29 protein-coding genes and 1 other RNA gene are annotated in these 25,327 nt (G+C 63.3%); 8 read left to right on the top strand and 22 right to left on the bottom strand.

Annotated elements, in window-relative coordinates; translation table 11 throughout:
* Window positions 1-3 precede the first annotated feature (3 nt).
* From KTQ36_RS05140 to KTQ36_RS05090, 11 genes are all read right to left on the bottom strand, one after another.
* Window positions 4-783, bottom strand: a complete 780-nt coding sequence (locus KTQ36_RS05140; protein WP_218632645.1) for an SDR family oxidoreductase — start codon at window positions 781-783, stop codon at window positions 4-6.
* 2 nt (window positions 784-785) lie between these two features.
* A complete protein-coding gene (locus KTQ36_RS05135; RefSeq protein WP_218632644.1) occupies window positions 786-2,642 on the bottom strand; it encodes an acetyl-CoA carboxylase biotin carboxylase subunit in 1,857 nt (618 codons plus the stop codon).
* 39 nt (window positions 2,643-2,681) lie between these two features.
* Window positions 2,682-3,215, bottom strand: a complete 534-nt coding sequence (locus KTQ36_RS05130) for a hypothetical protein (RefSeq protein WP_218632643.1) — start codon at window positions 3,213-3,215, stop codon at window positions 2,682-2,684.
* Between the two features lie 32 nt (window positions 3,216-3,247).
* Window positions 3,248-4,234, bottom strand: coding sequence for a biotin synthase BioB (bioB, locus tag KTQ36_RS05125; protein ID WP_218632642.1), 987 nt, complete (start codon window positions 4,232-4,234; stop codon window positions 3,248-3,250).
* A 130-nt stretch (window positions 4,235-4,364) separates the two neighbouring features.
* Window positions 4,365-4,958, bottom strand: a complete 594-nt coding sequence (locus KTQ36_RS05120) for a hypothetical protein (protein ID WP_218632641.1) — start codon at window positions 4,956-4,958, stop codon at window positions 4,365-4,367.
* Window positions 4,959-4,996: 38 nt separating this feature from the next.
* Complete coding sequence (locus tag KTQ36_RS05115; protein ID WP_218632640.1) at window positions 4,997-6,601, bottom strand: carboxyl transferase domain-containing protein; 1,605 nt, start codon at window positions 6,599-6,601, stop codon at window positions 4,997-4,999.
* Between the two features lie 39 nt (window positions 6,602-6,640).
* A complete protein-coding gene (locus tag KTQ36_RS05110; protein WP_218632639.1) occupies window positions 6,641-7,498 on the bottom strand; it encodes a cytochrome c4 in 858 nt (285 codons plus the stop codon).
* A gap of 2 nt (window positions 7,499-7,500) precedes the next feature.
* A complete protein-coding gene (locus KTQ36_RS05105; RefSeq protein ID WP_218632638.1) occupies window positions 7,501-8,376 on the bottom strand; it encodes a c-type cytochrome in 876 nt (291 codons plus the stop codon).
* A gap of 40 nt (window positions 8,377-8,416) precedes the next feature.
* The gene (locus tag KTQ36_RS05100) at window positions 8,417-8,695 is read right to left on the bottom strand and encodes a hypothetical protein (RefSeq protein ID WP_218632637.1); all 279 of its coding nucleotides are present in this window, start codon (window positions 8,693-8,695) and stop codon (window positions 8,417-8,419) included.
* Between the two features lies 1 nt (window position 8,696).
* Window positions 8,697-9,848 (bottom strand): acyl-CoA dehydrogenase family protein, encoded by a 1,152-nt coding sequence (locus KTQ36_RS05095; RefSeq protein ID WP_218633838.1) that lies wholly within the window; start codon window positions 9,846-9,848, stop codon window positions 8,697-8,699.
* Window positions 9,849-9,931: 83 nt separating this feature from the next.
* Window positions 9,932-10,366: a c-type cytochrome gene (locus KTQ36_RS05090; RefSeq protein ID WP_218632636.1), complete on the bottom strand. Its 435-nt coding sequence runs from the start codon at window positions 10,364-10,366 to the stop codon at window positions 9,932-9,934.
* Window positions 10,367-10,506: 140 nt separating this feature from the next.
* Between KTQ36_RS05090 and KTQ36_RS05085 the strand changes: the two genes are divergently transcribed.
* The 4 genes from KTQ36_RS05085 to KTQ36_RS05070 all read left to right on the top strand — a co-directional run bounded on the left by KTQ36_RS05085 (window position 10,507) and on the right by KTQ36_RS05070 (window position 13,202).
* Complete coding sequence (locus KTQ36_RS05085) at window positions 10,507-11,688, top strand: thiolase family protein (RefSeq protein ID WP_218632635.1); 1,182 nt, start codon at window positions 10,507-10,509, stop codon at window positions 11,686-11,688.
* A gap of 58 nt (window positions 11,689-11,746) precedes the next feature.
* On the top strand, window positions 11,747-12,166 hold the full coding sequence (locus tag KTQ36_RS05080) for a hypothetical protein (RefSeq protein WP_218632634.1): 420 nt from the start codon (window positions 11,747-11,749) through the stop codon (window positions 12,164-12,166).
* Between the two features lie 113 nt (window positions 12,167-12,279).
* Window positions 12,280-12,705, top strand: a complete 426-nt coding sequence (locus tag KTQ36_RS05075) for a hypothetical protein (protein ID WP_218632633.1) — start codon at window positions 12,280-12,282, stop codon at window positions 12,703-12,705.
* A 92-nt stretch (window positions 12,706-12,797) separates the two neighbouring features.
* Complete coding sequence (locus KTQ36_RS05070) at window positions 12,798-13,202, top strand: hypothetical protein (RefSeq protein ID WP_218632632.1); 405 nt, start codon at window positions 12,798-12,800, stop codon at window positions 13,200-13,202.
* Window positions 13,203-13,254: 52 nt separating this feature from the next.
* Here the strand turns inward: KTQ36_RS05070 and KTQ36_RS05065 are convergent, their stop codons facing one another.
* Genes KTQ36_RS05065 through KTQ36_RS05050 form a run of 4 tightly spaced genes read right to left on the bottom strand, consistent with a single transcriptional unit; the run spans window position 13,255 to window position 16,996 of the window.
* Window positions 13,255-13,743 carry an SH3 domain-containing protein gene (locus tag KTQ36_RS05065; protein WP_218632631.1) on the bottom strand — a complete coding sequence of 163 codons (489 nt, stop codon included), beginning with the start codon at window positions 13,741-13,743 and terminating at the stop codon, window positions 13,255-13,257.
* Window positions 13,743-15,149 carry an NAD(P)H-dependent flavin oxidoreductase gene (locus KTQ36_RS05060; RefSeq protein WP_218632630.1) on the bottom strand — a complete coding sequence of 469 codons (1,407 nt, stop codon included), beginning with the start codon at window positions 15,147-15,149 and terminating at the stop codon, window positions 13,743-13,745. The genes KTQ36_RS05065 and KTQ36_RS05060 overlap by 1 nt, the downstream gene beginning before the upstream one ends.
* A 59-nt stretch (window positions 15,150-15,208) precedes the next feature.
* Window positions 15,209-16,054, bottom strand: a complete 846-nt coding sequence (nadC, locus tag KTQ36_RS05055) for a carboxylating nicotinate-nucleotide diphosphorylase (protein WP_218632629.1) — start codon at window positions 16,052-16,054, stop codon at window positions 15,209-15,211.
* 51 nt (window positions 16,055-16,105) lie between these two features.
* The gene (locus KTQ36_RS05050) at window positions 16,106-16,996 is read right to left on the bottom strand and encodes a metallophosphoesterase family protein (RefSeq protein WP_218632628.1); all 891 of its coding nucleotides are present in this window, start codon (window positions 16,994-16,996) and stop codon (window positions 16,106-16,108) included.
* A 47-nt stretch (window positions 16,997-17,043) separates the two neighbouring features.
* Between KTQ36_RS05050 and KTQ36_RS05045 the strand changes: the two genes are divergently transcribed.
* Complete coding sequence (locus KTQ36_RS05045) at window positions 17,044-18,111, top strand: phosphotransferase family protein (RefSeq protein WP_218632627.1); 1,068 nt, start codon at window positions 17,044-17,046, stop codon at window positions 18,109-18,111.
* A gap of 3 nt (window positions 18,112-18,114) precedes the next feature.
* On the opposite strand, the gene KTQ36_RS05040 is transcribed toward KTQ36_RS05045, so the two are convergent.
* The 6 genes from KTQ36_RS05040 to KTQ36_RS05015 form a co-directional block, all read right to left on the bottom strand.
* Window positions 18,115-20,292 (bottom strand): M3 family metallopeptidase, encoded by a 2,178-nt coding sequence (locus KTQ36_RS05040; protein WP_255554258.1) that lies wholly within the window; start codon window positions 20,290-20,292, stop codon window positions 18,115-18,117.
* Window positions 20,293-20,367: 75 nt separating this feature from the next.
* Entirely contained in the window at window positions 20,368-20,844 is a 477-nt protein-coding gene (locus tag KTQ36_RS05035) for an NUDIX hydrolase (protein ID WP_218633836.1), read from the bottom strand.
* A 32-nt stretch (window positions 20,845-20,876) separates the two neighbouring features.
* Window positions 20,877-21,548 carry a TPM domain-containing protein gene (locus KTQ36_RS05030; protein WP_218632626.1) on the bottom strand — a complete coding sequence of 224 codons (672 nt, stop codon included), beginning with the start codon at window positions 21,546-21,548 and terminating at the stop codon, window positions 20,877-20,879.
* Entirely contained in the window at window positions 21,548-22,390 is an 843-nt protein-coding gene (locus tag KTQ36_RS05025) for a TPM domain-containing protein (protein ID WP_218632625.1), read from the bottom strand. Before KTQ36_RS05025 ends, KTQ36_RS05030 begins: the two co-directional genes overlap by 1 nt.
* Window positions 22,387-22,920, bottom strand: a complete 534-nt coding sequence (locus tag KTQ36_RS05020) for a TPM domain-containing protein (protein WP_218632624.1) — start codon at window positions 22,918-22,920, stop codon at window positions 22,387-22,389. Before KTQ36_RS05020 ends, KTQ36_RS05025 begins: the two co-directional genes overlap by 4 nt.
* Entirely contained in the window at window positions 22,921-23,517 is a 597-nt protein-coding gene (locus KTQ36_RS05015; RefSeq protein ID WP_218632623.1) for a LemA family protein, read from the bottom strand.
* Between the two features lie 121 nt (window positions 23,518-23,638).
* Between KTQ36_RS05015 and mscL the strand changes: the two genes are divergently transcribed.
* On the top strand, window positions 23,639-24,079 hold the full coding sequence (gene mscL, locus KTQ36_RS05010) for a large conductance mechanosensitive channel protein MscL (RefSeq protein WP_218632622.1): 441 nt from the start codon (window positions 23,639-23,641) through the stop codon (window positions 24,077-24,079).
* 2 nt (window positions 24,080-24,081) lie between these two features.
* Window positions 24,082-24,513, top strand: coding sequence for a hypothetical protein (locus KTQ36_RS05005; protein WP_218632621.1), 432 nt, complete (start codon window positions 24,082-24,084; stop codon window positions 24,511-24,513).
* Between the two features lie 43 nt (window positions 24,514-24,556).
* Here KTQ36_RS05005 and ssrA read toward each other — a convergent pair.
* Window positions 24,557-24,903: a transfer-messenger RNA gene (gene ssrA / locus KTQ36_RS05000) on the bottom strand.
* Between the two features lie 141 nt (window positions 24,904-25,044).
* Between ssrA and KTQ36_RS04995 the strand changes: the two genes are divergently transcribed.
* Window positions 25,045-25,308: a hypothetical protein gene (locus KTQ36_RS04995; RefSeq protein WP_218632620.1), complete on the top strand. Its 264-nt coding sequence runs from the start codon at window positions 25,045-25,047 to the stop codon at window positions 25,306-25,308.
* Window positions 25,309-25,327 lie beyond the last annotated feature (19 nt).

The following is a 25,327-nucleotide window of genomic DNA, read 5'->3' as shown; positions in this document are numbered from 1 at the left end:
GGCTTAACGCGGCGCCATGCGGATGCCGCCGTCGAGACGGATGCTCTCGGCGTTGAGATAGGGCGTTTCGCAGATAAAGGCTGCGAGGTCGGCATATTCTTCCGCCTTGCCCAGACGCTTGGGAAACGGGACCTGCGCGCCCAGCGCGTCCTGCACCTTTTCGGGCATCATCGCGACCATCGGCGTCTTGAAGACGCCCGGCAGGATCGTGTTGACGCGAATGCCGTCGCCCATCAGGTCGCGGGCGATCGGGAGCGCCATGGCCAGCACGCCGCCCTTGGACGCCGAATAGGCCGCCTGCCCGATCTGGCCGTCCTCGGCCGCGACCGACGCGGTGTTGATGATGCAACCGCGCTCGCCATCCTCTAGCGGGTCGAGGCCGACCATCCCGTGCGCCGAATGCGCGATGCAGCGGAACGAGCCGATGAGGTTGATGTTGATGGCCAGTTCGAACTGGATCATCGGATAGGGCAGGCGCTCGCCCGTTTCCTTATTCTTGCCGACCGTCTTGGCAGCGTTGGCAACGCCCGCGCAGTTGACGAGGATCCGCTCCTGCCCGTTGGCGGCGCGTGCATTCTCGAAGCCCGCCGCGACGCTGTCGTCGCTGGTCACGTCGACTTCGCAGAAGGTGCCGCCGATTTCCTCGGCGACTTTCTCGCCGCGTTCGGCGTTGCGGTCGAATATCGCGACCTTCGCCCCTTGCGAAGCGAGCTTGCGCGCGGTGGCTTCACCGAGGCCCGATGCACCGCCCGTGACGACGGCGGCTACTCCATTGACGTCCATGTCTATTCCTTTTCCACTTTGGCGAGCAGCGCGTCCACCTGGACCTGTGCGCCTTCGCTCGCATTGAGTTCGCTCACCACGCCGTCAAACGGTGCGGTGAGGCCATGTTCCATTTTCATCGCTTCCAGGGTGAGCAACCGTTGCCCGGCGGCAACCTTGTCGCCCTGCGAAACGTCGACGCTGGTCACTTTACCGGGCATCGGCGCGACGATGGCACCGTCTCCCGCCGCGCCAGCCGCGCCGCCGCGCGTCGACAGCGAGAACTCGGTCGCTTCGCCGCCCACGAACAGCACGACGCGCTCGCCATCGTCGAAACCGGCACCGGCCAGCGTATCCTCGACATCGGCCAGATCGACCGTTCGGGTCTCGCCCTTGTGCGCCAGCGCGACCGAAGTGCGCGGGGCGGCATTCATGCGGAAACCGGCAAGCGGCTGCGGATCGGGCTCGGCAACCGCGATCATCGCCGCGGTCTGCCAATGCGCGTCGCTCGGCCCCTCGTCGGGGATGAGGTCGTCTTCGTGATCGGCAATGAAGCTCGTGTCGAGCTTGGCATCGACGAAGTCGGGGTGGGTCGAGGCGCGCAGCAGGAACGCCGCGTTGGTGCGCACGGGCCAGACTTCAAGATCGTCGAGAATGTCGGCAAGGCCCTGGATCGCTTCGTCGCGGTCCTCGCCCCACGCCACCAGCTTGGCGATCATCGGGTCGTAATGCGGGCTGATGACATCGCCCTCTTCGACGCCGGTTTCGATGCGGCCTTCATCGCCAAGGTCGAAATGGTCGAGCTTGCCGGTCGAGGGCAAGAATCCGGTCGCGGGATCCTCGGCATAGAGGCGCGCTTCGATCGCGTGACCGTCGATCGACAATTCGTCCTGCGCCATGGGCACCTTTTCGCCCGACGCGGCGCGCAGCTGCCACTCGACGAGGTCGACGCCGGTAATCTCTTCGGTCACCGGATGTTCGACCTGGAGCCGCGTATTCATCTCCATAAACCAGATGCGGTCGGCGCGTAGCCCTTCGGATGCGTCGGCGATGAATTCGACCGTACCGGCACCTTCGTAATTGACCGCTTCCCCGGCGCGGACCGCTGCGGCGCAAACCTCGGCGCGGGTCTCTTCACTCATGCCGGGCGCAGGCGCTTCCTCGATCACCTTCTGGTGGCGACGCTGGAGCGAGCAGTCGCGTTCGAACAGGTGAAGCACGGTGCCGTGGCTGTCGCCGAACAGCTGCACCTCAATGTGTCGCGGGCTCTCGATCCATTTTTCGAGGATGACCACGTCGTTGCCGAAGCTGCTGGTCGCCTCGCGCTTCACGCTTTCCAGCGCGTTGGCGAAATCCTTCGGGTCGTCGACCTTGCGCATGCCCTTGCCGCCACCGCCCGCGACCGCCTTGATCAGCACGGGGTAGCCGATTGCACCGGCTTCCTTGGCCAGCGTGTCGGCCGACTGGTCGTCGCCCATATAGCCGGGCGTCACGGGCACGCCGGCCTCGGCCATCAGCTTCTTGGCGGCGTCCTTGAGACCCATCGCGCGGATGCTGTCGGGCTTGGGACCGACCCAGATCAGGCCGGCGTCGATGACTGCCTGCGCAAAGTCGGCATTTTCGGACAGGAAGCCATAGCCCGGGTGGATCGCCTCCGCGCCGGTTTCCTTGGCCGCGGCGATGATCTTGTCGCCCTTGAGATAGCTCTCGCTGCTCGGCGCGGGACCGATGCAGATCGCCTCGTCCGCCATGCGCACGTGGAGCGCCTTGGCGTCGGCTTCGGAATAGACGGCGACGCAGCGTATTCCCATCGCCTGCGCAGTACGCATGACCCGGCAGGCGATTTCGCCGCGATTGGCGATGAGCAGGCTTTTCATCATGGCTAGCCCGATAGAGCGCCCACAAGCGCGGGTCCAGAGCTAGAAATTGATCCGCGGCAAGATCGGGTCGGCAAAGACGACCAGCGGCAGCGCGACGCTCATCCCCAGAAACCCCGCCAGCAGGAAGCGCCAGCCGAGCCGTTCCTGCCCATATTGCGCCGCAAACAGCAGTCCGCTGAGCCCGATGGTCAGCGCGAAGACGGGCCATTCGCCCAAGCCCAGCATCTGCCCGATCCGCGCCTCGTCATTGGGGCCTGCCAGCCAAGTGACGATCCCTGCCATGCTGCGCTGGATGAAGACGACGTAGAGGATGATCGCGGTCCAGCGCCACTGCATCGCCCGCGCGGCAATGGCGATCAGGATCATCGAGCCAGGGCCCGCAATGCTCGCCCACAGTCGCGCCGTCTCGCTCATGTCCGCGTCGTAATTGACGGTGTTGGTCCCCATGCTCCCGCCGACCCCGAACGTCATCGCGCCGAGCATGTGCGAGGCTTCGTGGACGAGGTGCATCACGACGCCGATGACGATGGTCGTCAGGAAGACGTCTCGGAACGGCGATTTCGATTTGGTCATAACACTCCCCGGTTTGGGAGAGGCTTAGCGTGTTAGTCGGCTAATACGCAAGAGCGCATCGGTTCATCCTCGACCAGCGGCTTCAGGCCGAGTTTGGCGAAGAGCGCGGCGTCCTTGCCGTCGCCGGCGTTGGGTGTGGTGAGCAATTTGTCGCCGGTGAAGATGCTGTTGGCGCCGGCGAGGAAGCAGAGCGCCTGTGTGGGTTCGCTCATGCTTTCGCGGCCTGCGGACAAGCGGACCATCGATTTGGGCATAGCGATGCGCGCGACCGCGACGGTGCGGACGAACTCGATATCGTCGATCGGCCGCTCCTCGCCCCACATGTCGCCCAGCACCGTGCCCTTGACCGGCACCAGCGCGTTCACGGGCACGCTTTCGGGATGGCGCGGGAGCGTGGCGAGCGCGTGGATGAAGCCGACGCGGTCGGAGCGGCTTTCGCCCATCCCGACGATCCCGCCACAGCAGACCGCCATCCCCGCTTTGCGCACTTCCTCGAGCGTATCCAGTCGCTCGGCAAAGGTGCGCGTGGTGATCACCTCGTCATAATGTTCGGGCGAGGTGTCGATATTGTGGTTGTAATAGTCGAGGCCCGCCTCCTTGAGCGCCCGCGCCTGATCGCCGGTCAGCATGCCAAGCGTCATGCAGCTCTCCAGCCCCATCGCCTTCACGCGCGCGACCATGTCGGTGAGCGCAGGCATGTCGCGATCTTTGGGCTCGCGCCAGGCAGCCCCCATGCAGAAACGCTGTGAGCCGGCGGCCTTGGCCTCGGCCGCGGCGGAAACGACCGCCTCGACATCGACCAGCTTCTCGGCCTTCACCCCGCTGGCGGCATGCGCGGACTGCGAGCAATAGCCGCAATCCTCCGGACACCCGCCGGTCTTGATCGACAGAAGCGTGCATAGTTGCACCTCGCCCTGCGCATGATGGTCGCGATGCACCTCGGCGGCAAGGAAGACGAGCTCGGTGAACGGAAGGTCGAAAAGCGCCGCGATCTCGTCGCGGGTCCAATTGGTGCGCATGCAATATCCCCGTTTGAAAACTCTAGGCTGACCTACATTCGGAACACGCCGAACTTCGGCTGGCTTTCGACTGGCGATATCGCCGCGATTGGCGATGAGCAGGCTTTCAATATGGTCAGTCTTTTTTTCATCAAGACCCTTCTTCGCTCTTCTCGACCTTATCGAGAGAAGGCACATAGTCGAACCCACGACCAATCCCATCCTCGGTCAATTTCGCTGACCTCAAATCGTCGTGAAACCGTGCAAGATGCTCGTCTTTCGCAAAGACGACCTTGCCCCACTCCGAGAGCAACCCGCGTTTGGTAGCGACGACATATTGAACCAGCCTCGGAAAATCGCACCCATCGAGAATCCGATCTTTCAGTCGTTCAATGAACGTCCCATTCTCCGGCCATGGCTCAATCGACGTGAGCGCGATGCGGTAGACTCCATCCGAAGACCCATGGTGAACGAAAGAGCCGGAAAGTTTCCAAGCCTGTCGAGCCAGGTCAAAAATCTTGAAGGAGATGGGCTTTTCGAACTCGTACGGGCCGTGCGATCGAAAGACCCGAAAAACGAGCTGCTGCTTCGCATCATGAACGTCGATGCTTGGACCGCGATCATATTTCCAAGGATAGATTGTGGCTGACAGATTTGCATCGTCGAAAAGATCGGCGTCACCGCGTGACTTCGCCCTCTCTTCGTCGAAGTAGATGCGAACGACATCATTGTCGCTCGAACTCATCGGCGAACCGCCCTCCGGAATTCCCAAAGCCACAATTATTACATCCTGAATACGCCGAAGCGCGGCTGGCTTTCGACGGGGGCGTTGAGGCAGGCGGCGAACGCCAGGCCGAGCACGTCGCGCGTCTGCGCGGGGTCGATGATGCCGTCGTCCCACAGGCGTGCAGTGGCGTGCCAGGGGTTGCCTTCGTCCTCATATTTCTGGCGGATCGGATCCTTGAATTTTTCCGCTTCTTCGGGGGTCCATTTGTCCGCGTCGCGGTGGACGGTGGCGAGCACGGATGCGGCTTGCTCCCCGCCCATCACCGAGATGCGGCTGTTGGGCCAGGTGAAGAGGAAGTTGGGGCTGTAGGCGCGGCCGGCCATCCCGTAATTGCCCGCGCCGAAGCTGCCGCCGATCAGCACGGTGATCTTGGGCACCTGTGCGGTCGCGACCGCGGTGACGAGCTTGGCGCCATGCTTAGCGATGCCCTCGGCTTCATACTTGCCGCCGACCATGAAGCCCGAGATGTTCTGGAGGAAGAGCAGCGGGATCTTACGCTGCGCGGCAAGTTCGATGAAGTGCGCACCCTTTCGCGCGCTTTCGGAAAAGAGCACGCCGTTATTGGCGAGGATCGCGACCGGCAGCCCGTGAATATGCGCGAAGCCGCACACGAGCGAGGGGCCGTAGAGCGACTTGAACTCGTGAAATTCCGACCCGTCGACGATGCGCGCGATCACCTCGTGCACGTCATAGGGCGCGCGGACGTCCTCTGGGATGATCGAATAAAGCTCTTCGGGATCGTATTTGGGCGGACGCGGCTCGCGATAGTTGAGGTCCGCATTCTCCGCGCCCTCGGGGCAGGTCGAGACGATGTCGCGCACGATCGTGAGCGCATGCTCGTCATTCTCTGCAAGGTGATCGACCACGCCCGACTTGCGCGCATGCAGGTCGCCGCCGCCCAGATCCTCGGCCGAAATCTCCTCGCCCGTCGCCGCCTTCACCAGCGGCGGCCCGGCGAGGAAGATCGTCCCCTGCTCTTTCACGATGACGCTTTCGTCGCTCATCGCCGGGACGTAGGCGCCGCCCGCGGTGCAGCTACCCATGACGCAGGCGATCTGCGGGATGCGCTTTGCCGACATATTGGCCTGGTTGTAGAAAATCCGCCCGAAATGGTCGCGGTCGGGGAAGACCTCGGCCTGGTGCGGCAGGTTCGCGCCCCCGCTGTCAACGAGGTAGATGCACGGCAGCCGGTTGGCCTCGGCAATCTCCTGCGCGCGCAGATGCTTCTTCACCGTCATCGGATAATAGGTGCCGCCCTTCACGGTGGCGTCGTTGCACACGATCATCGCCTGGCGACCCGACACGCGGCCGATCCCGGCGATCATCCCCGCGCCCGGCACTTCGCCATTATACATGTCGCAGGCCGCAAGCTGCCCGATCTCGAGGAATGGCGAACCGGGATCGAGCAAGCGTTCTACGCGGTCGCGGGGCAGGAGCTTTCCGCGCGACAGATGCCGCTCGCGATGGCGTTCGCTGCCTCCTTTCGCGGCCTCGGCAACGTCGGCGCGCAGCCGCTCCGCCAGTTCGCGATTATGCTTGGCCCGCGCTTTCGCGTCGGGCGCCTCGAGGTCGACCTTGCTGTCGAGTACCGGTGCGCTCATGGGGGCGAGGCCTAGCGCGCCCGCCCCCATTTGCCAACGCTATTGCGGCCCCTCGGCCATTTGCGCTTCGGACAGCGAAAGCAGGTAGGCGACCAGCGCAGCGCGTTCGTTGTCCGTCATCTTGGATGTCAGCTCCGCCCCGACGAAGGCCATGAGGTCGAGTTCGCGACCGTCGAGCCCCGCGCCGGTCGTCAGCAAGGCGTTCAATCCCTCTTCGCCATACATCGGTGCCATGTCGATGAGGTTGGGCGCGAAGTCGCCGCTGCCTTCGAGCGCCGGGCCGTGACAGTCGGCGCAAACCGTCGTGGCCACGTAGCGGCCAAGGCGGTGCGTCGCGCCAAGATCGCGCGGCTGCGTCTCGCGATGCAGCGCCACTTCCTCGGCCACGGTCGGGAACTCGCCCGCCTCGTGCGCGGCCCGAAGCCCTTCGTTGAGCTGGGTGAGCGGCAGCTCCTCGCCTGCGGGCTCGAGCGTCCGCAGATAGGCCATCAGCGCTTGCATGTCGGCGTCCGAGACATGCTGATAGATCTTGGATGGCATCATCCAGAAATCGTCGCGCTTGGGATGGGTACCCTTGCGCAGCACCATGTGCAGCGCGCGATCGTCGAGCTCGGGCACCGCCCGCGTCAGGTTGGACGCAATCACCCCCGATAATTCAGGATCATACTTGCCCATGTCGGTGCCGGTCAGGTCGGGCATATGGCACCCGCGGCACAAAAGGACGCTGGCGAGCCGGTCGCCATGCGCGATCTTGGCGGCCTCGTCATCGCCATAGTCGGCGCCGTCGAACGTCACCGCGGCGGGCCGTACCGCTTCGGTCGTTTCGGTCGGTTCGTTACTCTCGGAACTACACGCGAACAGGCTGGCACATGCCAACAACAGTGCGACTTTCCGCATCGTCAATCCCCTTGGTCTAGGACGCGGCTCCTTGCCAACGCCCGCACATACGCCTCCACATCGTTTAATTCCGCCTGTGTCAGCTTGCTGCCTTCGTGCCCGGTGCCCCACCAGGCAGCAACGGTCTCACCATCCCGATTGACACTGTCGACCAAAAGCTTTCGCAGCTCTTTGTCGTTATAATCCAAAACCCCGTCGATCGCCCCGAATTCTTCGCCGTAGCCATCCAGCCCGGGCCCGTGACAACTAGTGCACGTCGCGGCCGCAATGTAGCGCCCACGCTCATGCTCTCCCGCCACAGCCGGAGCGCGATACTTCGCATAGAACTGCGCTTCTTCTTCAGCATTGGGATAGAACGCGCGACCATATTCCTGCACACGCCAATATTCGTCGGGAAGCCGCTTTGCGACAGCATCCTCAAAACCTTCGGGAGGCGGAGGTGTGGCCTCCCCAGTGGGCTCGATCGTACGGAGATAGGCGATCAGCGCGCCCATGTCGGCATCGCTCAGAAACTGGCTCGTGCGTGACGGCATCAGGTAGATTTCACGCTCGGGATGAATGCCCTCACGGAGCAGGGCCTCGAGCTGCTCCTCAGAGAAATCGGGCAGGGTGCGCGAAATGTTGGTGGCCCAAAGCCCTTCCACCAACGGGATCATTTCCCCGAAATTGACGCCCGAATAGTCCGGTGCATGGCAGCTCGCGCATCCCAAAAGGTCCGCGACTCGCTCGCCATGTGCAATCTTACCAGTCTCGTCAGAGTAGTTTGCTCCATCGAAGCTGACCGCATCGACGCTCGACATCGTCGCGTCGTGCTGCACCCCGTCGGCGCTGCACGCGCCAAGTAACAAGAAAGCCGGCAGGATGTGCGATGCGCGCAATTGCTCTCTCCCCCAATGTCGGGAAGAGAACTAACATCTGTTAAGTTTGAGCGCTAGGCTCTTTCGGCTGCTTCTTGGCGATGAGGTAGCGGTAGACGCCGACGCAGTTGATCACGAGCAGCGCGATATTCTGATAGCCGATGCCTTCGCTGTCTTCCTGGAAGAAGCCCCAACCGATCAGCGCGATGCTGGCGGTGACGAAGATGACGAACGCCCAGCCCGTCCAGCGCCGCCCGAGGTTGAGCGACACGATCAGCGCCGCCAACGTCGAAGCCGCGGCACCGTAATATTGCAGGACGTCGAGGAGGGTCTCGCTCAATTCAGCCCGCCGCCCCCAACAATTCGCGCCCGATCAGCATGCGGCGGATTTCGTTGGTGCCCGCGCCGATGTCGAGCAGCTTGGCGTCGCGCATGTAGCGTTCGACCGGCCAATCCTTGGTGTAGCCTGCTCCGCCCAACGCCTGGACCGCCTCGCCCGCGACCTTGAACGCGCTTTCGCTTGCCAGCAGGATCGCGCCTGCCGCGTCGAAGCGGGTGGTCTTGCCTGCATCGCAATTCTTGGCGACGGTGTAGACGTAGGCGCGCGCCGAATTAAGCGCGACATACATGTCGGCAACCTTGGCCTGCATGAGCTGGAAGCTGCCGATAGGCTTGCCGAACTGGGTGCGTTCGCGAAGGTAGGGCAGGACGACGTCGAGGCAGGCCTGCATGATGCCGAGCTGGATGCCCGAGAGCACCGTGCGCTCGTAATCGAGACCGCTCATGAGCACCGCGACGCCGCCATTTTCGGGCCCCATGACGCGGTCGTCGGGGACGAAGCAGTCGTCGAAGACGAGCTCGCTGGTGGGCGACCCGCGCATGCCGACCTTGTCGATCTTCTGGCCGATCGAGAACCCCTCGTCGCCCTTCTCGATCAGGAAGGTGGTGATGCCGCGCGAGCCTTCGCCGGTTTTGGCGTAGACGACCAGCGTTTCGGCGTAGGCGCCATTGGTGATCCAGAACTTCGTGCCGTTGAGGCGATAGCCGCCGTCGACCTTGTCGGCCTTGAGCTTCATCGAGACGACGTCGCTGCCCGCGCTCGCCTCGCTCATCGCCAGTGCGCCGACATGCTCGCCGCTGATCAAGCCGGGGAGATATTTCTCTTTCTGTTCGGGGCTCGCCCATTTGGCGATCTGGTTGATGCACAGGTTGGTGTGCGCGCCGTAGCTGAGCCCGACCGAGGCCGATGCGCGCGCGATCTCTTCCTGCGCGACGACATGTTCAAGATAGCCGAGCCCGAGCCCGCCATCCTCTTCGGGAACGGTGATGCCGTGGAGGCCGAGCTCGCCCATTTGCGGCCACAGGTCGATCGGGAACTTGTCCTCGCGGTCGATTTCCTCGGCGATCGGCTCGATCTTGTCCATCGCGAAGCGGCGCGTGGTGTCGCGGATCGTGTCCGCCATTTCCCCAAGCTGGAAGTCGAGGCCGGGCATGTCGTTCATTGCTGTGATCTCCTGTTCGCCGCGCGCCTAGCATCGCCGCGGCGGGGGCGACAAGAGACTAGCGAAAGCGATGGCTAGCTTGCGTCGCTCGCGCCGGGCTGCGGGATGACGGTCGCGGGGGTCAGCTCGCCGCGATGGCAGGTGTAGCAGTTGACCCTATTCTCGCTCATGTCGGTGAGACTGGCGCGCTCTTCGCCCGGAAGGCGCGGGTCCTGGTTGAGCATGTGGGTATATTCGAGCATCTGGCGCGCGCGCCGCTTGGCGGGCTTGGCGTCGGAGGCGAAATCGTAGGTCGAAAGCGGCTGCCCTTCCTCGCCGACGTGACAATGGCTGCACCGCACCCCGAGCGACTGCGCGAAATGCTTCATCAGCGCGGTGACTTCTTCCTTGGGCGTGTCGGCGGGGAGCACCTGCGCATTTTCGAGGTGGTCGGCATGTTTGGGGTGGGCGAAGGCCGCGGCCCCGAGAAAGACGAGCATCGAACTCGCCAACGAAATCCCTGTGCGCATCGCTTCGCTCCTTCGTTTCGATGACGGAGACTATTCCGCCGCAGCCGCGCCACGCAACCCCGCTTAGACCCTTGGACAAGCGGTCGCGAAGCACTATGTGCAGTGCAACATCGAAATTGCCGAAAAGGGAATCCACCATCATGGCCGACAAGACCGTCATCCTTTCCTATGCCCGCACCCCGATGGGGGCGATGCAGGGCGCACTGAGCGGCGCCGAAGCGACCGACCTGGGCGCGACTGCCGTCAAGGCCGCGGTCGAGCGCGCGGGCGTCAACGGGGATGACATCGACCGCATCTATATGGGCTGCGTGCTGCCCGCGGGGCTCGGCCAGGCCCCTGCCCGCCAGGCGGCGCTCAAGGCCGGCCTGCCCAAGTCGGTGCAGGCGACAACGGTCAACAAGGTATGCGGTTCGGGCATGCAGACGGTGATCCAGGCGGACGAAGCGATCCGTGCCGGCAATGCCGACATCATCATCGCGGGCGGCATGGAGAGCATGACCAACGCGCCCTACCTGCTCCAGAAGCATCGCAGCGGCGCGCGCATCGGCCACGACACCGCCTACGACCATATGTTCCTCGACGGGCTCGAGGATGCGTATGACAAGGGACGTGCGATGGGCACCTTCGCGCAGGATACGGCCAACGAGTACCAGCTGACGCGCGAAAGCATGGACGACTATGCGATCGAAAGCCTCGCCCGCGCCCAGCGCGCGATCAACAATGGTGACTTTGCCGACGAGGTCGTGCCCGTCACCATCGCCGACCGCAAGGGCGAGACCGTCGTCGACACCGACGAAGCGCCCGGTCGCGGTCGCCCCGACAAGATCCCGACGCTCCGCCCGGCTTTCGCCAAAGACGGCACCATTACCGCGGCGACCAGCTCGTCCATTTCCGATGGCGCAGCCGCAGTCATCGTGACTTCGGCGGCCAAGGCCGAAGCGATGGGGAAGGCGCCGGTCGCGACCATCGTTGCCACCGCCGCGCATGCGCAGGAGCCCGCCCAATTCACGATCGCCCCCGTCGGTGCGATCCACAAGGTGCTCGACAAGGCCGGTTGGTCGGTCGACGACGTCGACCTGTGGGAAGTCAACGAAGCCTTCGCCTGCGTCGCGATGTTCGCGATGAAGGACATCGGCATCCCGCACGACAAGATTAACGTCAATGGCGGTGCGACCGCGCTCGGCCATCCGATCGGTGCCAGCGGCACGCGTATCCTCGTGACGCTGGTCAATGCGATGAAGAAGCGCGGCCTCAAGAAGGGCGTCGCGACGCTGTGCATCGGTGGCGGCGAAGCCACCGCCATCGCGGTCGAGATGGCCTGACTCGCCGATTAACATAAATCATGGTAAACGCCCCGCTTCACTCAAGAGGGGAGCATCCATGAAGAAACTGATCCTGCTGGCCGGTGTTGCCAGCCTCGCAGCCTGCGCGGACACGGCGGTCGAAGAAGAAGCGCCCGCTGAAGACGCCGCGATGGAAGCGATGGCCGAGGAAGAGGCACCGACCGCGCCCGACGGCGGCCCGATGGCGGGCAGCTATTCGCTGCGCGACATGGACGGTAACGAAACCGGCGTCACGACCATCAACGAAGACGGCACCTACACCTATGTCGATGCCGATGGCACCGAGGTGTCGGGTACGATGACGATGGACGGCGATACGGCTTGCTTCGATCCCGACGGCGACGACCCGGCAGTTTGCTATCCCAACGGAGGCATGACCGAAGAAGGCGAATGGATCCGCGTCGATCCGGACGGCAACGAGGTCGGCACGATCGTACGGCTCGAAGCCGACGCGTAAAGTACTGGAACCGATGAAGGCCGCGTGGAGCGATCCGCGCGGCCTTTCGCATTCCGAGTCGCCTTCCCGACATAAAGATGGTAAACGCCCCGCTTCCTGAAAGGGGGAAGACCATGAAGAAATTGTTCCTGCTTGCTGGTGCGGCCGCGCTGGCGTCGTGCGGCGACACCGCCACCGAAGAAGAAATGCCCGCCGAAGACATCGCCATGGAAGCCGAGGCGCCCGCCGAGGGTGACACCTCGCTGCTCGGCACGACGTGGACCTTCACCGATCCCGAGGGCAACGAGGTGATCGAGACTATCGACGCCGACGGCAACTACATCGCCGAGACCACCGATGGCGAACATCTCGACCATGGAACGATGGTCATGAAGGATGGCCAGGGCTGTTTCACCAGTGCGATGACCGATGAAGGCGAAGTGTGCTGGACGGTCGCGCCGCACAATGTCGGCGAGAGCCAGGAAACGACTGGCAGCAACGGTGAAACCATCACGGTGACCCGCGCCGAATATACCGAACTGTCGATGCCCGGCGCCTGATCGCGCACCCGTCGACCCAGAATGCAGGGGCCCGCACGGACACATGGGCGGGCCCCTTCGTTGTTTGGGGACAATCACGACGGAGAGCGACAATGAAAAAGTTGATTCTACTGGCCGGTGTGGCCGCCCTTGCAGCCTGTGGCGGCGGGGCCGACGAAGCCCCCGCCGACGACACGCTGACGGTCGACGACACGGCGATGACCGCCGACAACGACATGACCACCGACTATGTCGGCACGCACGCTATTTACGACGCCGATGGCAACAGCCTCGGCACCACGGTCACCAACAGCGATGGCACCTATACGCAGACCGCCGCAGACGGCAGTGAAGTCAGCGGCACCTGGATGATGAACGATAATGGCCAGCTTTGCTTCGACGAAGATGGCGAAGCGGTCGGCGAATCCTGCTGGACCCCAGGCGACACGGTCGACGGCCGCGTCCGCATGACCAACGCTGCGGGCGAGAGCGTCATGATCGACTTCACGCCTGCCTGATCAGGTTAGATTACGAAGAAGGGCGGCTCCTTTCGGGGCCGCCCTTTTCGCGTCAGTCTTCGATGACTTCGCCTTCGTCGACGCCCCACAAGGCGCCCTGCACGATCCAGCCGCCACCGCGCTGCTTGCGCCCGACGACGAAGCTAATGCGGCACCATTCGCCGGTGCATTCGGAGATGCGTCCGACTGCGCCCGGCTCGACCTGGTAAAGCACCGGGGAATCCGCATCCGCCTGCTCATGCAGGTCCATGAATTTCTCGCCGGTGACCATGCCGGTGCGCCGCTCCGAAAGCAACGCGACCGCCATCCAGCCTTCGGCGCCGCCAGGTCCCTCGATACGACGCCAATTGTCGTAGCGCTGGTGCACCCGCACGGGCAGGTCGCGGCGCTGGTAGACCCAGGTCGCCGGATAGGTCTTGCCGGGACCGGTGCGCATGTTGGCCTTGCCGCTCGCGATCGATGCCCAATAGGGCACATCGGGCTGCGCGCTCGCCGTCCCGGCCGCGAGTCCTGCCACCGCAATGAGCGCTGCCAGCCGCATCACGCGCCCGTCAGGATGCGGTCGACGAGCTGCTTCACGGTCGGCACGAACCCATTCGAATAGAAGGGGTCGGACTTGAACCGATAGGCCGCGTGACCGGCAAACATCAGATTTTCGTCGACCGGCCCGCCATGCGCGATGTCCTGCAGTGTCTTCTGGATGCAGAAGCTGCGCGGATCGGCGAGGCGACCGGTGCTGTTCTTCTCGTTATCCGCCCAGCTCGAGAAGCTGCAGTGCGACAGGCAACCCATGCAGTCGGCCTGGTCCTTGCGGATTTCCTTCATTTGCTCGGGCGTCACAAAGATCAGCGTGTCATCGGGCGTTTTCATCGCCTCGGTGAAGCCCGCGCCATGCCACTCGCGCGCATGCTGCAGGTCGCCCTTGGTCACGAAGAAATTCTTGCGGTTGCCGACGCCCACATCGAGCACGAACTTGTGGTCGCCGACCTCTTCCTTGGTGAAGGCGATCTGGCGCTCGCTGCGCGCGACGAGTTCGAGGAGAAACGGGTTCTGCACCGCCGAGCTGTAGAAGCCGGTGGGCGAGAATTTGTGCAACAACACATCGCCTTCCTCCAGCTCCATCAACTTGGCCTTCCATCCCGGCGGGATCGGGCTTTCCTGTGTCAGCAGCGGGCGGGTGCCGAACTGGAAGGCGATGCCGCCCAGCTCGTCATTGTCGATCCAGTCGTTCCATTCGTCGAGCCGCCAGACACCGCCGGCCATGACGATCGGCACTTCCTCGGACACTCCGCCCTCGCGCATCATCTTGCGCAGTTCGGCGACGCGCGGATAGGGATCCTGCGGCTTCTTGGGATCTTCGGCGTTGGAAAGGCCGTTATGACCGCCCGCAAGCCACGGATCTTCGTAGACAACGGCAGCCAGCCCTTCGGCGAATTTCGAATAGGCACGCTTCCACAGCGCGCGGAAGGCGCGACCCGACGATACGATCGGCAGGTATTTCACGCCATATTTGGCGGCGATCTCCGACAGGCGGTAGGGCATGCCCGCGCCGCACGTCACGCCATCGACCATGCCCTTGCAGCGCTCGAGCACGCCGTGGAGGATCGGCTCTGCGCCGCCCATTTCCCACAGGACGTTGATGTTGATCGCGCCCTTGCCGTCGGCAATCTCGTAGGCGCGCTCGATCTGCGCCGACGCGCCGTCAATGGCATATTGCTTGAGCTCTTCGTGACGCCCGCGGCGGGTCATTTCCTCGTAGACCTGCGGGATGATCCGTCCTTCGGGATCGTAGCTGTCGGCATTGACCGCAGACACGGTGCCGATGCCGCCCGCGGCAGCCCACGCGCCGCTGCTGGCATGGTTGGTTGCGGATACGCCCTTGCCGCCCTCGATCAACGGCCAGACTTCCTTGCCGTTATACTGGATGGGCTTCAAACCCTTGAACAATTCGCTCTCCTGAATCTTGTCGAGGCCCTCTTAGGCCCCTGCCCCATGAAGCGCCAGTCCTAGTTGGAAATGGCGTAATCCAGCCCGATGTCGACGGCCTTGCTGCCCATCGTGATCCGGCTGGTGGAAATATAGTCGACGCCGGTTTCCGCCACCGCGCGGATGGTGTCGAGATTGATCCCGCCCGACGCCTCGAGTGGCACGCGCCCGTCGACCAGCGCCACCGCCTCTCGCAGCACGTCGGGCGGCATGTTATCGAGCAGCAGGCGGTCCGCGCCCGCACCCAGCGCGGGCTCGATCTGGTCGATCCGGTCGACCTCGACCTGCACCTGCAGCCCGTGATCCTTGGCCTTGGCGGCAGCCACGGTCCTGGCGATATCGCCTCCATTCACGGCGATGTGGTTGTCCTTGATCAGCAGTCCGTCATCCATGCGCAGGCGATGATTTTCCGCCCCGCCCATGCGGCTGGCATACTTGCTGAGCGCGCGCAGGCCCGGCACGGTCTTGCGCGTGTCGAGCACGGTCGCGCCCGTCCCCGAAATCTCGTCGGCGTAGCGTCGAGCCAGCGTCGCGATCCCGCACAGGAATTGCAGCGTGTTGAGCGCCGAGCGTTCCGCCGCGAGCATCGCGCGCGCCTTGCCCTTCAGTCGCATCAGGTCCGCACCAGCTTCGACCTGGTCGCCATCGGCGACGAGCAGGTCGATCTGCACGTCCTTGTCGAGCGCGATAAAGAAGGCGGCAGCGACTTCGATGCCTGCGATCACCATCGGCTCGCGCGCGTCCATCACCGCTTCGAAGACGGCGTCCTTCTCGATGGTCGAATTGGACGTGACATCGCCGCCTACGCCGAGATCCTCGGCGAGCGTTTCGCGCACATAGGCGTCGAGGTCGAAATGTTCGATCATGCGGTCACTATCCCTGTCCTATCGGGCGATAATGACAGCAGGCGTCTTTGCCTAGTCCGCATTCTCCGACGCCTTGGCAACGTTGGCGATGACTTCGGCGGCGCTGGCATCGGTCGGCTGCCAGTGCGCCTCGTCATCGTCGCGCACGAAGCGGTGCTGGCGCCGATCGACATAATGGTCGCCGTCCCAGCCGAGCACCTTCACGCTGCAATCGAAGCGGTTGGCGCGGATGATGTTGAAGCTTGGCGGTTCGGTGCGAATGCGGGTCGAGAAGGCCGTACCCGCCTGGATCACGAGCGCGCTGCCATCGCCCTTGGGCAGGTCGAGGGTGCGGTGGACCGAACTGGTGTGGTTATGGCCCGACAGGATCAGGTCGACCCCGGCATCGTCGGTCGCGGAGACCGCTGCCTCCTGGTTCTTGATCGCGTCCGATCGCTCGTCGCCGCGCGGCAACTCGAACATCGGGTGGTGGACCACGAGCACGCGCAGGGCATCGTCGGAAGCACCGGCAAACTTTTCCTTCATGTGCGCGATCTGCTCGGCGTCGATCTCGCCATTCTTGATCACCAAGCCGCGTGCGGTGTTAAGGCCGAGCATCGCCATGCCGTCATCTTCGAACCACGGGCACTTGTCCTCGCCCATCCATTCTTCCCATTGGCCGTCGGGATTGAACACACGCTCGAACAGGTTGATCGAGGGGACGTCGTGATTGCCGGGCACCGCCATGACCTTGTGGCCGCGCTCGCGGATTTTCTCGGTCCAGGCGGCGGCAAGTTCGAATTCCTTGTCGCTCGCCCATTGAGTGAAATCGCCGGCAAGGACGCAATAATCGGCCTCGGTCCGGTCGAGATGCTCCTCGACGGCGGCGACGATGGCGGGTTCATGCTCACCGAAATGCATGTCGGACAGGTGCAGGATCGTTTTCATGGCTAGCCAACGCACGTCCGCCCGCCCTTGTTCAGTCCGCCTCGTCGTGGCACGTCGACGTTATGGACAGGACCAGCGCCAATAGCGGCACCAAGAGCGTCTCCGAGCGCCTCGCTTTCGACGAAGCCTCGCTCGCAGTTTGGATGCAGGAACATGTCGAAGGCTTCGCTGGCCCGATCGAGGTCGACCAGTTCAAGGGCGGCCAGTCCAATCCGACTTATCGGGTCCGTACGCCCGGCGGCGATTATGTTCTGCGCCGCAAGCCTCCCGGTCGGCTGCTACCGGGGGCCCACGCGGTGGAACGCGAATATCGGGTGATGAAGGCGTTGGGCGCGCAGGGTTTCCCGGTCCCCAAGGTCCACGGCCTGTGCGAAGACGAAAGGGTCATCGGCACGCCCTTCTTCCTGATGGACATGGTCGAGGGCCGGATCGTTTGGGAAGCGCATTTCCCAGATACCGAGGACCGCGCCGCGCAATTCGATGCGATGAACGCGACGATCGCGCAGCTTCACGGGTTCGACCCTGCCGACATCGGTCTTGGCGACTATGGCAAGGGCGAGGATTTCGTCGCCCGGCAGGTCGCGCGCTGGTCGGGCCAATACGTCGATGATGTCGAGGCGGGACGCGTCGAGGCGATGGATCGGCTGGTCGACTGGCTGAAGGATCATGCGCCCGACCGCTCGCGCGAGCCGGTACGCGTCATCCACGGCGACTTTCGCTGCGACAACATGATCTTCGCACCCGACCGCCCCGAAGTGCTCGCGGTGCTCGACTGGGAGCTGTCGACGCTCGGCGACCCAGGCGCCGACTTCGCCTACCACCTGCTCATGTATCGTATGCCCTCCGCGGGCAGCTTTACCGGCTTGCTCGGCCGCGATCTTGCCGATCTCGGCATCCCCAGCGAAGCCGATTATGTCGCCGCCTATTGCGAGCGCACCGGCCGCGACGGGCTGGCCGATCTCGACTATCTGATCGTCTACAACATGTTCCGGCTGGCCGCGATCGTCCACGGCATTAAGGGGCGTGTCGCGCGCGGAAACGCATCGAGCGCCCACGCGGTGGAGACCGCGAAGGCGCTCGAGCCCTTGGCCGAGCTGGCCTGGGCCAATGCCCAGGCCGCTCGCCTCTAACGATTATTCGCCGACCGGGAAGCCGCGGCGCTTCAGGAGTGCGTTGACGTCCGGATCGCGGCCACGGAAGGCGCGATAGGCTTCGGCGCGGTCGGTCGCGTTGCCGCTTTCGAGGATGTTGATGCGGAAAGCATCGGCGGTCGCACGGTCATACGGATTGCCCGCTTCCTCGAACGCGGCCCAGGTGTCCGCGTCCATCGTTTCGGACCACAGATAGCTGTAATAGCCGGCCGAATAACTGTCCGAGCTGAACAGGTGCAGGAACTGCGGCAGGCGGTGACGCATGACCGTTTCCTCGGGCATGTCGATCGCCTCGAGCGCTGCCTTTTCGAACGCGTCGACATCGACGTCGCCGTCGGGATCGGTGTGCAGCATCATGTCGACCAGCGCCGAGCTCAAATACTGGACCGTCGCATAGCCTTCGTTGAACGTGCTTGACTTTTCGATCTTGTCGACCAGTTCCTGCGGCATCGGCTCACCCGTCTGGTAGTGCAGCGCGAAGCGGTCGAGGATCGGACGCGTCAGCAGCCAATTCTCGTTCACCTGGCTCGGATATTCGACGAAGTCGCGCTGCGTACCCACGAGGCCCGGATAGTCGACGTCGACCAGCATGTAGTGGATGGCGTGGCCGAACTCGTGCCACAGCGTCGAGGCGTCATCGAGGCTGATGAGCACCGGCTCGCCCGGCCCCGGCTTGTTGAAGTTGTTATTGTTGGTGAACAGGCCCTGCTTGTCGCCTTCCAGCTTGGTGCCGATACGGAAGCTGTTCATCCACGCTCCCGAACGCTTTCCGTCACGCGCGAACGTGTCGAAGTAGAACAGGCCGATATTTTCGCCCGTGCGGCTGTTGGTCACCTCGAAGGTGCGGATGTCGGGGTGGTAGACCGGCACCGCGCCGGTATTCTCCACCATCTTGATCCCGTAGAGCTGCTCGGCCGACCAGATCATGCCGTCGACCATATTGTTGAGCTCGAAATAGGGCTTCAGCTCGTCCTGGCTGAGGTCGTATTTCGCCTTACGAACCTTCTCCTGATAGTAGAGATAATCCCACGGCTCGATTTCGGTGAGGCCGTCGGCCGACGCGAATTCCATCATGTCGGCGACTTCCTCGTCGACGCGGGCGATCGCGGCGGGCCAGACCTTCATCATCAGTTCCATCGCGCGGTCGGGCGTGCCGGCCATCGTGTCCTGCATCCGCCAATGGGCGTGGCTTTCATAGCCAAGCAGCTTGGCACGATCGGCGCGGATCTTGACGATTTCGGCGATCACCGCGTTGGTGTCGTTCGCATTGCCATTGTCGCCGCGGTTCACAAAATCGCGCCAAACTTCCTCGCGCAGCGCGCGGTCATCGCCAAAGCTCAGCACCGGATCGACGATCGAGCGCGTATTCTTGAGCGCATATTGGCCCGCGGGAAGCCCCTCTGCCTCCGCCAAGGCACGCGCCGCCGACTTGATGTCTTCGGTGACGCCCGCCATCTGCGCCTCGGTCGCGACCGTGTAGGTGCTTTCGTCAGCCAGCACGCGCGACGAGAATTCGCTGAATAGCTCGGCCAAGCGGCTGTTCATCGCCGACAGCCGCTCCTTGCCCGCCGCATCGAGCAGCGCGCCCGAGCGGACGTAGAAATCATATTCGCGGGTCAGGAGGCGCATCTGCTGCGCGTCGAGACCGAGCGTGTCGCGCGCATCGTAGAGCGTCTTGATCCGCTGGAAGATGGCATCGTTGAGCGTCACGCTGTCATAGGCCGCGGTGAGCTTGGGGCTCCACTCCTTGTCGACCGCCTGCACGGCGGGTGTGGACAAGTTGCTCGAATAGACGCTGAAGATCGAATTGACGCGGTCGAGCTTCTCGCCCGCCAACTCCATCGGGATCATCGTGTTCTCGAATGTCGGCGCTGCGGGATTGTTCGCGACCGCGTCCATGTCGGCGAGATAGTCGGCGATCGCCACTTCGTAGGCGGTGTCGAACTGTTCAACCTCATATTCCTGCCACTGGGGAACGCCGTCATAGGGTCCGGTCCATTCCTCGAGCATGGGATTGGCGGCCATCACTTCCTCCGACGCGGCCTCGGCGGCAGCAGTCGCCATCGCCTCGGCAACCGAAATTGCCTCTTCCTCACCCATCGTGCCGCAGGCACCGAGCGTCAGTGCAGCGGTGGTGGTCAGCAGGATCTTCTTGGTCAAATCGACTCTCCTAATCTGTAATATTTTGAGCAGCTTGGCGGCGCCAGGCTGAACTGGGGACGAACAGGCTCCGCCTCAGGACGAGGCGCGCAATAGCATCGCCATCACGCGAACGTCGAGAGCGCAGCCCTCTTCGCGCTTGGCGTCGCAAAAAGCAGGAAGCTGGGCAAGCGGCACTTCGTGGACGGTGATCTCTTCCCCCTCGACACCCCCGCCGTCGCCGACCTTCACGCAATCATGCGCGCGCACGAGCGTGAAGCCTTCCGACAAGATACCGGGTGAGGAGTAGAAATGCCCGACCGTCTCGACGCGCCCGGGGCGATAGCCGGTCTCTTCCTCCAGCTCGCGGATCGCGGCGCTCTCGGGCGTATCGTCCTTGCCATCATCGTCGCCGACGAGGCCTGCGGGTAGTTCGAGGCAGTTGCGCCCGAGCGGTTCGCGATATTGCTCGACCAGCAGGATCCTGCCGTCGACGATCGCCTCGATCGCGACCGCGCTCATCCCGCCGACGCGCTTCACATATTCCCAGCGCCCGCGCGTCACCGCCGACATGTAGCGGCCTTCCCACTCGATCTTTTCGTCGCTCACAGTTCGATCAGCTTGTCCGGAATTTCGTTCGTGTTTTCGCTGGTCTTGGGGAAGTGGATGGCGAGCACGTCGCCAATCTCCTCGATCACGGCGACGATGCCGTCGACGATGCGGCCTTCCTTCACCGGTACCAGCAGCGCGACCATCGCCTCGCCCCACGTCTCCTCGTCGACGACTTCGGTGATGGCGTCGTCATGGATGATCTCCGCGCGATGTTCGCCCATCGAAAGGTAGATGAGGATGCCCGTGCGCCCGATCGTGCGCCGCTCGGCACCCGCCTTGTAGATGTCGATCGCGCGCCGGCGCACGCGCCGCGTCTTGGTCGAGCCCGGCACCAGCGCGAGCCGCAGCGGCATCCAGCGCAGGATCAGCAGGACTCCGAGAAACTTCACCAGCGCGAAGAAGAGAAGCAGCGTGTAGCGCGCCTGCAGGCTCGGCTCCGACCAGCCGCCGAAGATGAGGTTGTACCACCAGTCGAGCAGGCCCGGCCAAACCGCGACCGCCCCCAGCATGACGATGATCGCAAGCACCGCATAATGCAGCGCCGCGTCATGATATTTGTCGGAATAGTCGGTCGTGACCGCGATAATTTCGCCATCCGAGCGCTCCTCGGCCTTGGCGATCGCCTTGGACACGCGCTCATGGTCTTCAGCCGTCAGCTTGTACATCACCATCCCCCCGACGCGCCGCCACCCCCGAAGGAGCCGCCGCCACCACTAAAGCCGCCAAAACCGCCGCCGCCGAAACCACCGCCGCCGCCTCCCCAGCCGCCGCCTCGACCGCCACTGGCCATGCGCGTCGCCGCGTCCAGGCCCCAGAGAAGGATGGCCAGATCGCCGCTATCCATACCTTTACGCCGACGCTTCCCCTTGCCGCGATAGCGACGTCCGGTTCGACGCCGGGCGATCGAGAGGAAGATGAACATCATGAAGAGGAACGGCATGACCGCCCCGATCCACGCATTGCTCCCCTCCGACGCACGGCGAGCTTCTTCTTCGGTTGCTGCTGCGGCACGCGCCTCTGCTTCCTCAGGGCTCAGCGCGAGGCTCTCGAAGATCGCGTCGACACCCGCGTTGATACCGGCCGCGAAGTCGCCATTCTTAAAAGCCGGCGTGATTTCGTTGCGAATGATTCGCCCGGCGATGATGTCGGGCAGAAAAACGCGAGCGCCGTAACCTGTTTCAATCCGCATTTTGCGTTCGTCACGAGCGATCAACAGCAGGACGCCGTCATCCTCTTCCTCGCTCCCGATCGCCCATTCACGGCCCAGGCGATAGCCAAAGTCCTCGATCGTGTAGCCCTGAAGGTTCGGCTGCGTGACGATGACGAACTGCCGCCCGGTCGCTTCGTGATTGGCGTCAAGCCGCTGCTCGAGCGCCTCCTCTTCGGCATCTGAAAGGAAATCGCCCTCATCCAACACCCATGTGCCGTCAGGCTGAGGAAAATCCTGCGCGGTGGCGGGCACTGCGAAGGCAAAAAATGCTGCCAAGATAACCAAAATTCGCGTCACGACGCCATTCTCTCCACTCTTACGTCCCTATACTTAGGGCGTTCGCGATCCGACAGAAGCAACTCGGATACCGCTTCGACACCGGCCTCGACACCAGCGTCAAAGTCGCCCCTCGCAAATTTGGGGGACATATGCTCGTCAATGATGCGCTTCGCGCGCACGTCGGTAAGCAAGTCTTCTAAGCCCGTGCCAACCTCGATACGCACTTTCCGGTCGTTGGGCGCGACCGTGATCAGAACACCATTGTCGAGTTCGGCAGTGCCCGCGCCAATCGACCGTGCACGCTCCAGCGATACGTCCTCTATCGGGCGACTCCCCAACGATGGAGTGGTCCACACCAGAACCTGGTCGCTAGTCTGATCTTCAAGCGTGATCAGATTGCCCGCGATACGAGCCTCGGCGCTATCCGAGAGGATCTCCGCTTCGTCCGTCACCCATTCGAATGACGTGTTGTCGTTGGCTGCCGGCTGCGCACAACCGGACAGCAGCAACGCCCAACCCGCCAGCAGCGGTGTGAGAAGCGCCCTCACCTACGCGTCGAAGTCGACGGTGACCGGCTGGTCGGCGCCCGGTGCGCTTTCGAAGGGCACCTTGGGTTCGGCGCCGTGGATGATTTTCGCGCCGATCGCGTCGGGGAAGGTGCGGATGGTCGTGTTATATTCCTGCACCGCCTCGTTATAGTCTCGGCGCGCGACCAGTATCGAGTTCTCGGTCCCTTCAAGCTGCACCATCAGGTCGGCGAAACGCTGCTGCGACTGCAGTTCGGGATATCGCTCCATGATGACCGTGCCGAGCAGGCTGCGCGCATTGCTCAGCTGGCCCTGCGCCTCGGCATAGGCGCGCACGGCTTCGGGATTGTCGAGCTGGTCGGGCGACAGGTTCGCCGACGTCGCCGAGGCACGCGCCTCGGTGATTTGGGTGAGGATCTCTTCCTCCGATCCCGCCGCGGCCTTCACGCTTTCCACGAGGTTGCCGATCAGGTCATTGCGCCGCTGATATTCGGCCTCGACATTGCCCCAGGCGGCGTTGACCGCTTCTTCGGCCGTCGGCACCGAGTTGATACCGCACGCGCCCAGCGAGAGCGCCATCGTCGCGGCGGCCAGCGTCGAGAGTTTTCTGATCGTCATGGTCGTGAAGTCCCCTTGATTGTTACTCATACGAAATAGGAATTCGCGTCGCCCCTTTCAATGCACGACGACGCGGTTAAGATGCGTTTTCAACGGGATCGAACGGCAAAAGGGGAAGCACATGTTCGCCGAGTTCAAGAAATTCATCGCCAAGGGTAACGTACTCGACCTCGCGGTTGCGGTCATTATGGCCGGTGCCTTCGCGCTGATCACCGCAGCGCTTACCGACGATGTCATCATGCCGCTGGTCGGCTACATCTTCGGCGGGCTCGATTTCTCCAACTATTTCATCCTCCTGGGTGACATTCCCGAGGGCTATGAAGGCAGCACCACCAACTATGCCGAGCTCAAGGAAGCGGGCGTGGCAATGATCGGCTGGGGCGCGTTCCTGACCACCATCGTCAACTTCATCATCCTTGGCTTCATCATCTTCCTGCTCGTCCGTTGGGCGAAGAAGGTGATGGAACGCGAAGCCGCGAAGGAAAAGGAAGCCGCACCCGCCGGCCCGACCGAAGTCGAGCTTCTCACCGAAATCCGCGACGAACTGAAGAAGCGGCCCTAGCCATGTGGCACTGGCTGGTCATGGGAGGCGTCGCGCTCTTCGCGGGCGCCTCGGCCAGCCGCAAGGCCAAGCAACGCATTGCAGAGCAGGCGTGGCACCAGGCGCTTCCGCGGCGGCTCGGCCTGATGCTGGTCGATCTCGACCGAAATGCCGAACTGCGCGACGTCGAACAGTCCGCCAAGGCCCTTGCGGGAAGCGCGGTCTTCACCTTCTACGAGGCGGCAGGCGTGCAGGATTTCGCCGGGCTCATGACCCATTTGCGCGGCGCCGACAGCGCGGAGCGTCAGCGGATCGAAAGCGCGGTCGTCGGCAAGCTGGTCGACGGCCTTCCTATCGACGCCGACCCCATCTTCGCGACCCGCGAGATCCGGCGCGCGCTGAACGGCGCAGGGCAGGAAGCCATGAACGCCGCGCGCAAATCCAAACATTTGTAAGAAAAGTGGAGGGCTTCTGTTGCCCGGCGCCCTCCGTGCCGCTGGAATCCCCTTCTGTTGCCCGGTGGGGTCCGACCGCGCTTATGACTTTGTAACGTTCACCGTGAGGTTACTTGTTACGCAGCAATAGCGAGCGCCTCGTTATCGTTGGCACTTGTCAAAATGCGCCGTTGCGGTGGCATCCATACCGATCGGCAACCGCGTCTTTATTGCACTCGTCGATCCTGTTTCGCCCCCATCAGCAATGCGCGCAAATCTCACGCCCTGGTGGTGGAGGCGCCGGGGTACTGCCCCCCGGGTCCGAAATGCCTATTCCACGCGATACTCTACCGACATAGCCGGAAAACCGGCCTTCCCTAGATAGTCGCTCGCCCCCGCGCATACAAGACAAGCCTGTTGCTCTTTACGCGTTCGTAATGAATATTGGTCCGTCGATGGAACAACTCTGTCCGTCGAGGATTGGGAACAACTCTTGGGTCTGGCGCTTTGGTGCGTCAGACAAGAGAGAATGAATCTAAGGGGATTTTATCCATGAAGAAGATCAGTTTTGCTATCGCCGGTGCGACCGCTCTCGCCCTCGCGGCTTGTGGCGGCGAAGGTGACGACGCGCTAGCCGACGAAGTCGAAGATCAGTACGACGCAGAGGCCGAAGCCCTTGAAGGCCAGGCCGAAGCTGCTGAAGAACTTGGCGACGAAGCCACGGCTGAACGGCTCGATGAAAAAGCCGACGAAGTCGAAGAAATGGGCGACGAAATGGAAGATCAGGTCGACGACGCTGATCCGATCGTCGAATAACAGATTTGATCTTTGCGGG

Origin of the sequence: Sphingomicrobium clamense (assembly GCF_019264355.1) — a bacterium.
GTDB classification, from domain to species: domain Bacteria; phylum Pseudomonadota; class Alphaproteobacteria; order Sphingomonadales; family Sphingomonadaceae; genus Sphingomicrobium; species Sphingomicrobium clamense.
The sequence above is the reverse complement of the archived record's forward strand: the minus strand, read 5'-3'. Positions and strand labels throughout refer to the sequence as shown.

Excerpts from the sequence above, each read along its gene's own strand:
- KTQ36_RS05140 (WP_218632645.1), bottom strand. The coding sequence starts at position 783 with ATGGACGTCAATGGAGTAGCCGCCGTCGTCACGGGCGGTGCATCGGGC.
- KTQ36_RS05135 (WP_218632644.1), bottom strand. The coding sequence starts at position 2,642 with ATGATGAAAAGCCTGCTCATCGCCAATCGCGGCGAAATCGCCTGCCGG.
- KTQ36_RS05130 (WP_218632643.1), bottom strand. The coding sequence starts at position 3,215 with ATGACCAAATCGAAATCGCCGTTCCGAGACGTCTTCCTGACGACCATC.
- bioB (WP_218632642.1), bottom strand. The coding sequence starts at position 4,234 with ATGCGCACCAATTGGACCCGCGACGAGATCGCGGCGCTTTTCGACCTT.
- KTQ36_RS05120 (WP_218632641.1), bottom strand. The coding sequence starts at position 4,958 with ATGAGTTCGAGCGACAATGATGTCGTTCGCATCTACTTCGACGAAGAG.
- KTQ36_RS05115 (WP_218632640.1), bottom strand. The coding sequence starts at position 6,601 with ATGAGCGCACCGGTACTCGACAGCAAGGTCGACCTCGAGGCGCCCGAC.
- KTQ36_RS05110 (WP_218632639.1), bottom strand. The coding sequence starts at position 7,498 with ATGCGGAAAGTCGCACTGTTGTTGGCATGTGCCAGCCTGTTCGCGTGT.
- KTQ36_RS05095 (WP_218633838.1), bottom strand. The coding sequence starts at position 9,848 with ATGCCCGGCCTCGACTTCCAGCTTGGGGAAATGGCGGACACGATCCGC.
- KTQ36_RS05090 (WP_218632636.1), bottom strand. The coding sequence starts at position 10,366 with ATGCGCACAGGGATTTCGTTGGCGAGTTCGATGCTCGTCTTTCTCGGG.
- KTQ36_RS05085 (WP_218632635.1), top strand. The coding sequence starts at position 10,507 with ATGGCCGACAAGACCGTCATCCTTTCCTATGCCCGCACCCCGATGGGG.
- KTQ36_RS05080 (WP_218632634.1), top strand. The coding sequence starts at position 11,747 with ATGAAGAAACTGATCCTGCTGGCCGGTGTTGCCAGCCTCGCAGCCTGC.
- KTQ36_RS05075 (WP_218632633.1), top strand. The coding sequence starts at position 12,280 with ATGAAGAAATTGTTCCTGCTTGCTGGTGCGGCCGCGCTGGCGTCGTGC.
- KTQ36_RS05070 (WP_218632632.1), top strand. The coding sequence starts at position 12,798 with ATGAAAAAGTTGATTCTACTGGCCGGTGTGGCCGCCCTTGCAGCCTGT.
- KTQ36_RS05065 (WP_218632631.1), bottom strand. The coding sequence starts at position 13,743 with ATGCGGCTGGCAGCGCTCATTGCGGTGGCAGGACTCGCGGCCGGGACG.
- nadC (WP_218632629.1), bottom strand. The coding sequence starts at position 16,054 with ATGATCGAACATTTCGACCTCGACGCCTATGTGCGCGAAACGCTCGCC.
- KTQ36_RS05045 (WP_218632627.1), top strand. The coding sequence starts at position 17,044 with ATGGACAGGACCAGCGCCAATAGCGGCACCAAGAGCGTCTCCGAGCGC.
- KTQ36_RS05035 (WP_218633836.1), bottom strand. The coding sequence starts at position 20,844 with ATGTCGGCGGTGACGCGCGGGCGCTGGGAATATGTGAAGCGCGTCGGC.
- KTQ36_RS05030 (WP_218632626.1), bottom strand. The coding sequence starts at position 21,548 with ATGTACAAGCTGACGGCTGAAGACCATGAGCGCGTGTCCAAGGCGATC.
- KTQ36_RS05015 (WP_218632623.1), bottom strand. The coding sequence starts at position 23,517 with ATGACGATCAGAAAACTCTCGACGCTGGCCGCCGCGACGATGGCGCTC.
- mscL (WP_218632622.1), top strand. The coding sequence starts at position 23,639 with ATGTTCGCCGAGTTCAAGAAATTCATCGCCAAGGGTAACGTACTCGAC.
- KTQ36_RS05005 (WP_218632621.1), top strand. The coding sequence starts at position 24,082 with ATGTGGCACTGGCTGGTCATGGGAGGCGTCGCGCTCTTCGCGGGCGCC.
- KTQ36_RS04995 (WP_218632620.1), top strand. The coding sequence starts at position 25,045 with ATGAAGAAGATCAGTTTTGCTATCGCCGGTGCGACCGCTCTCGCCCTC.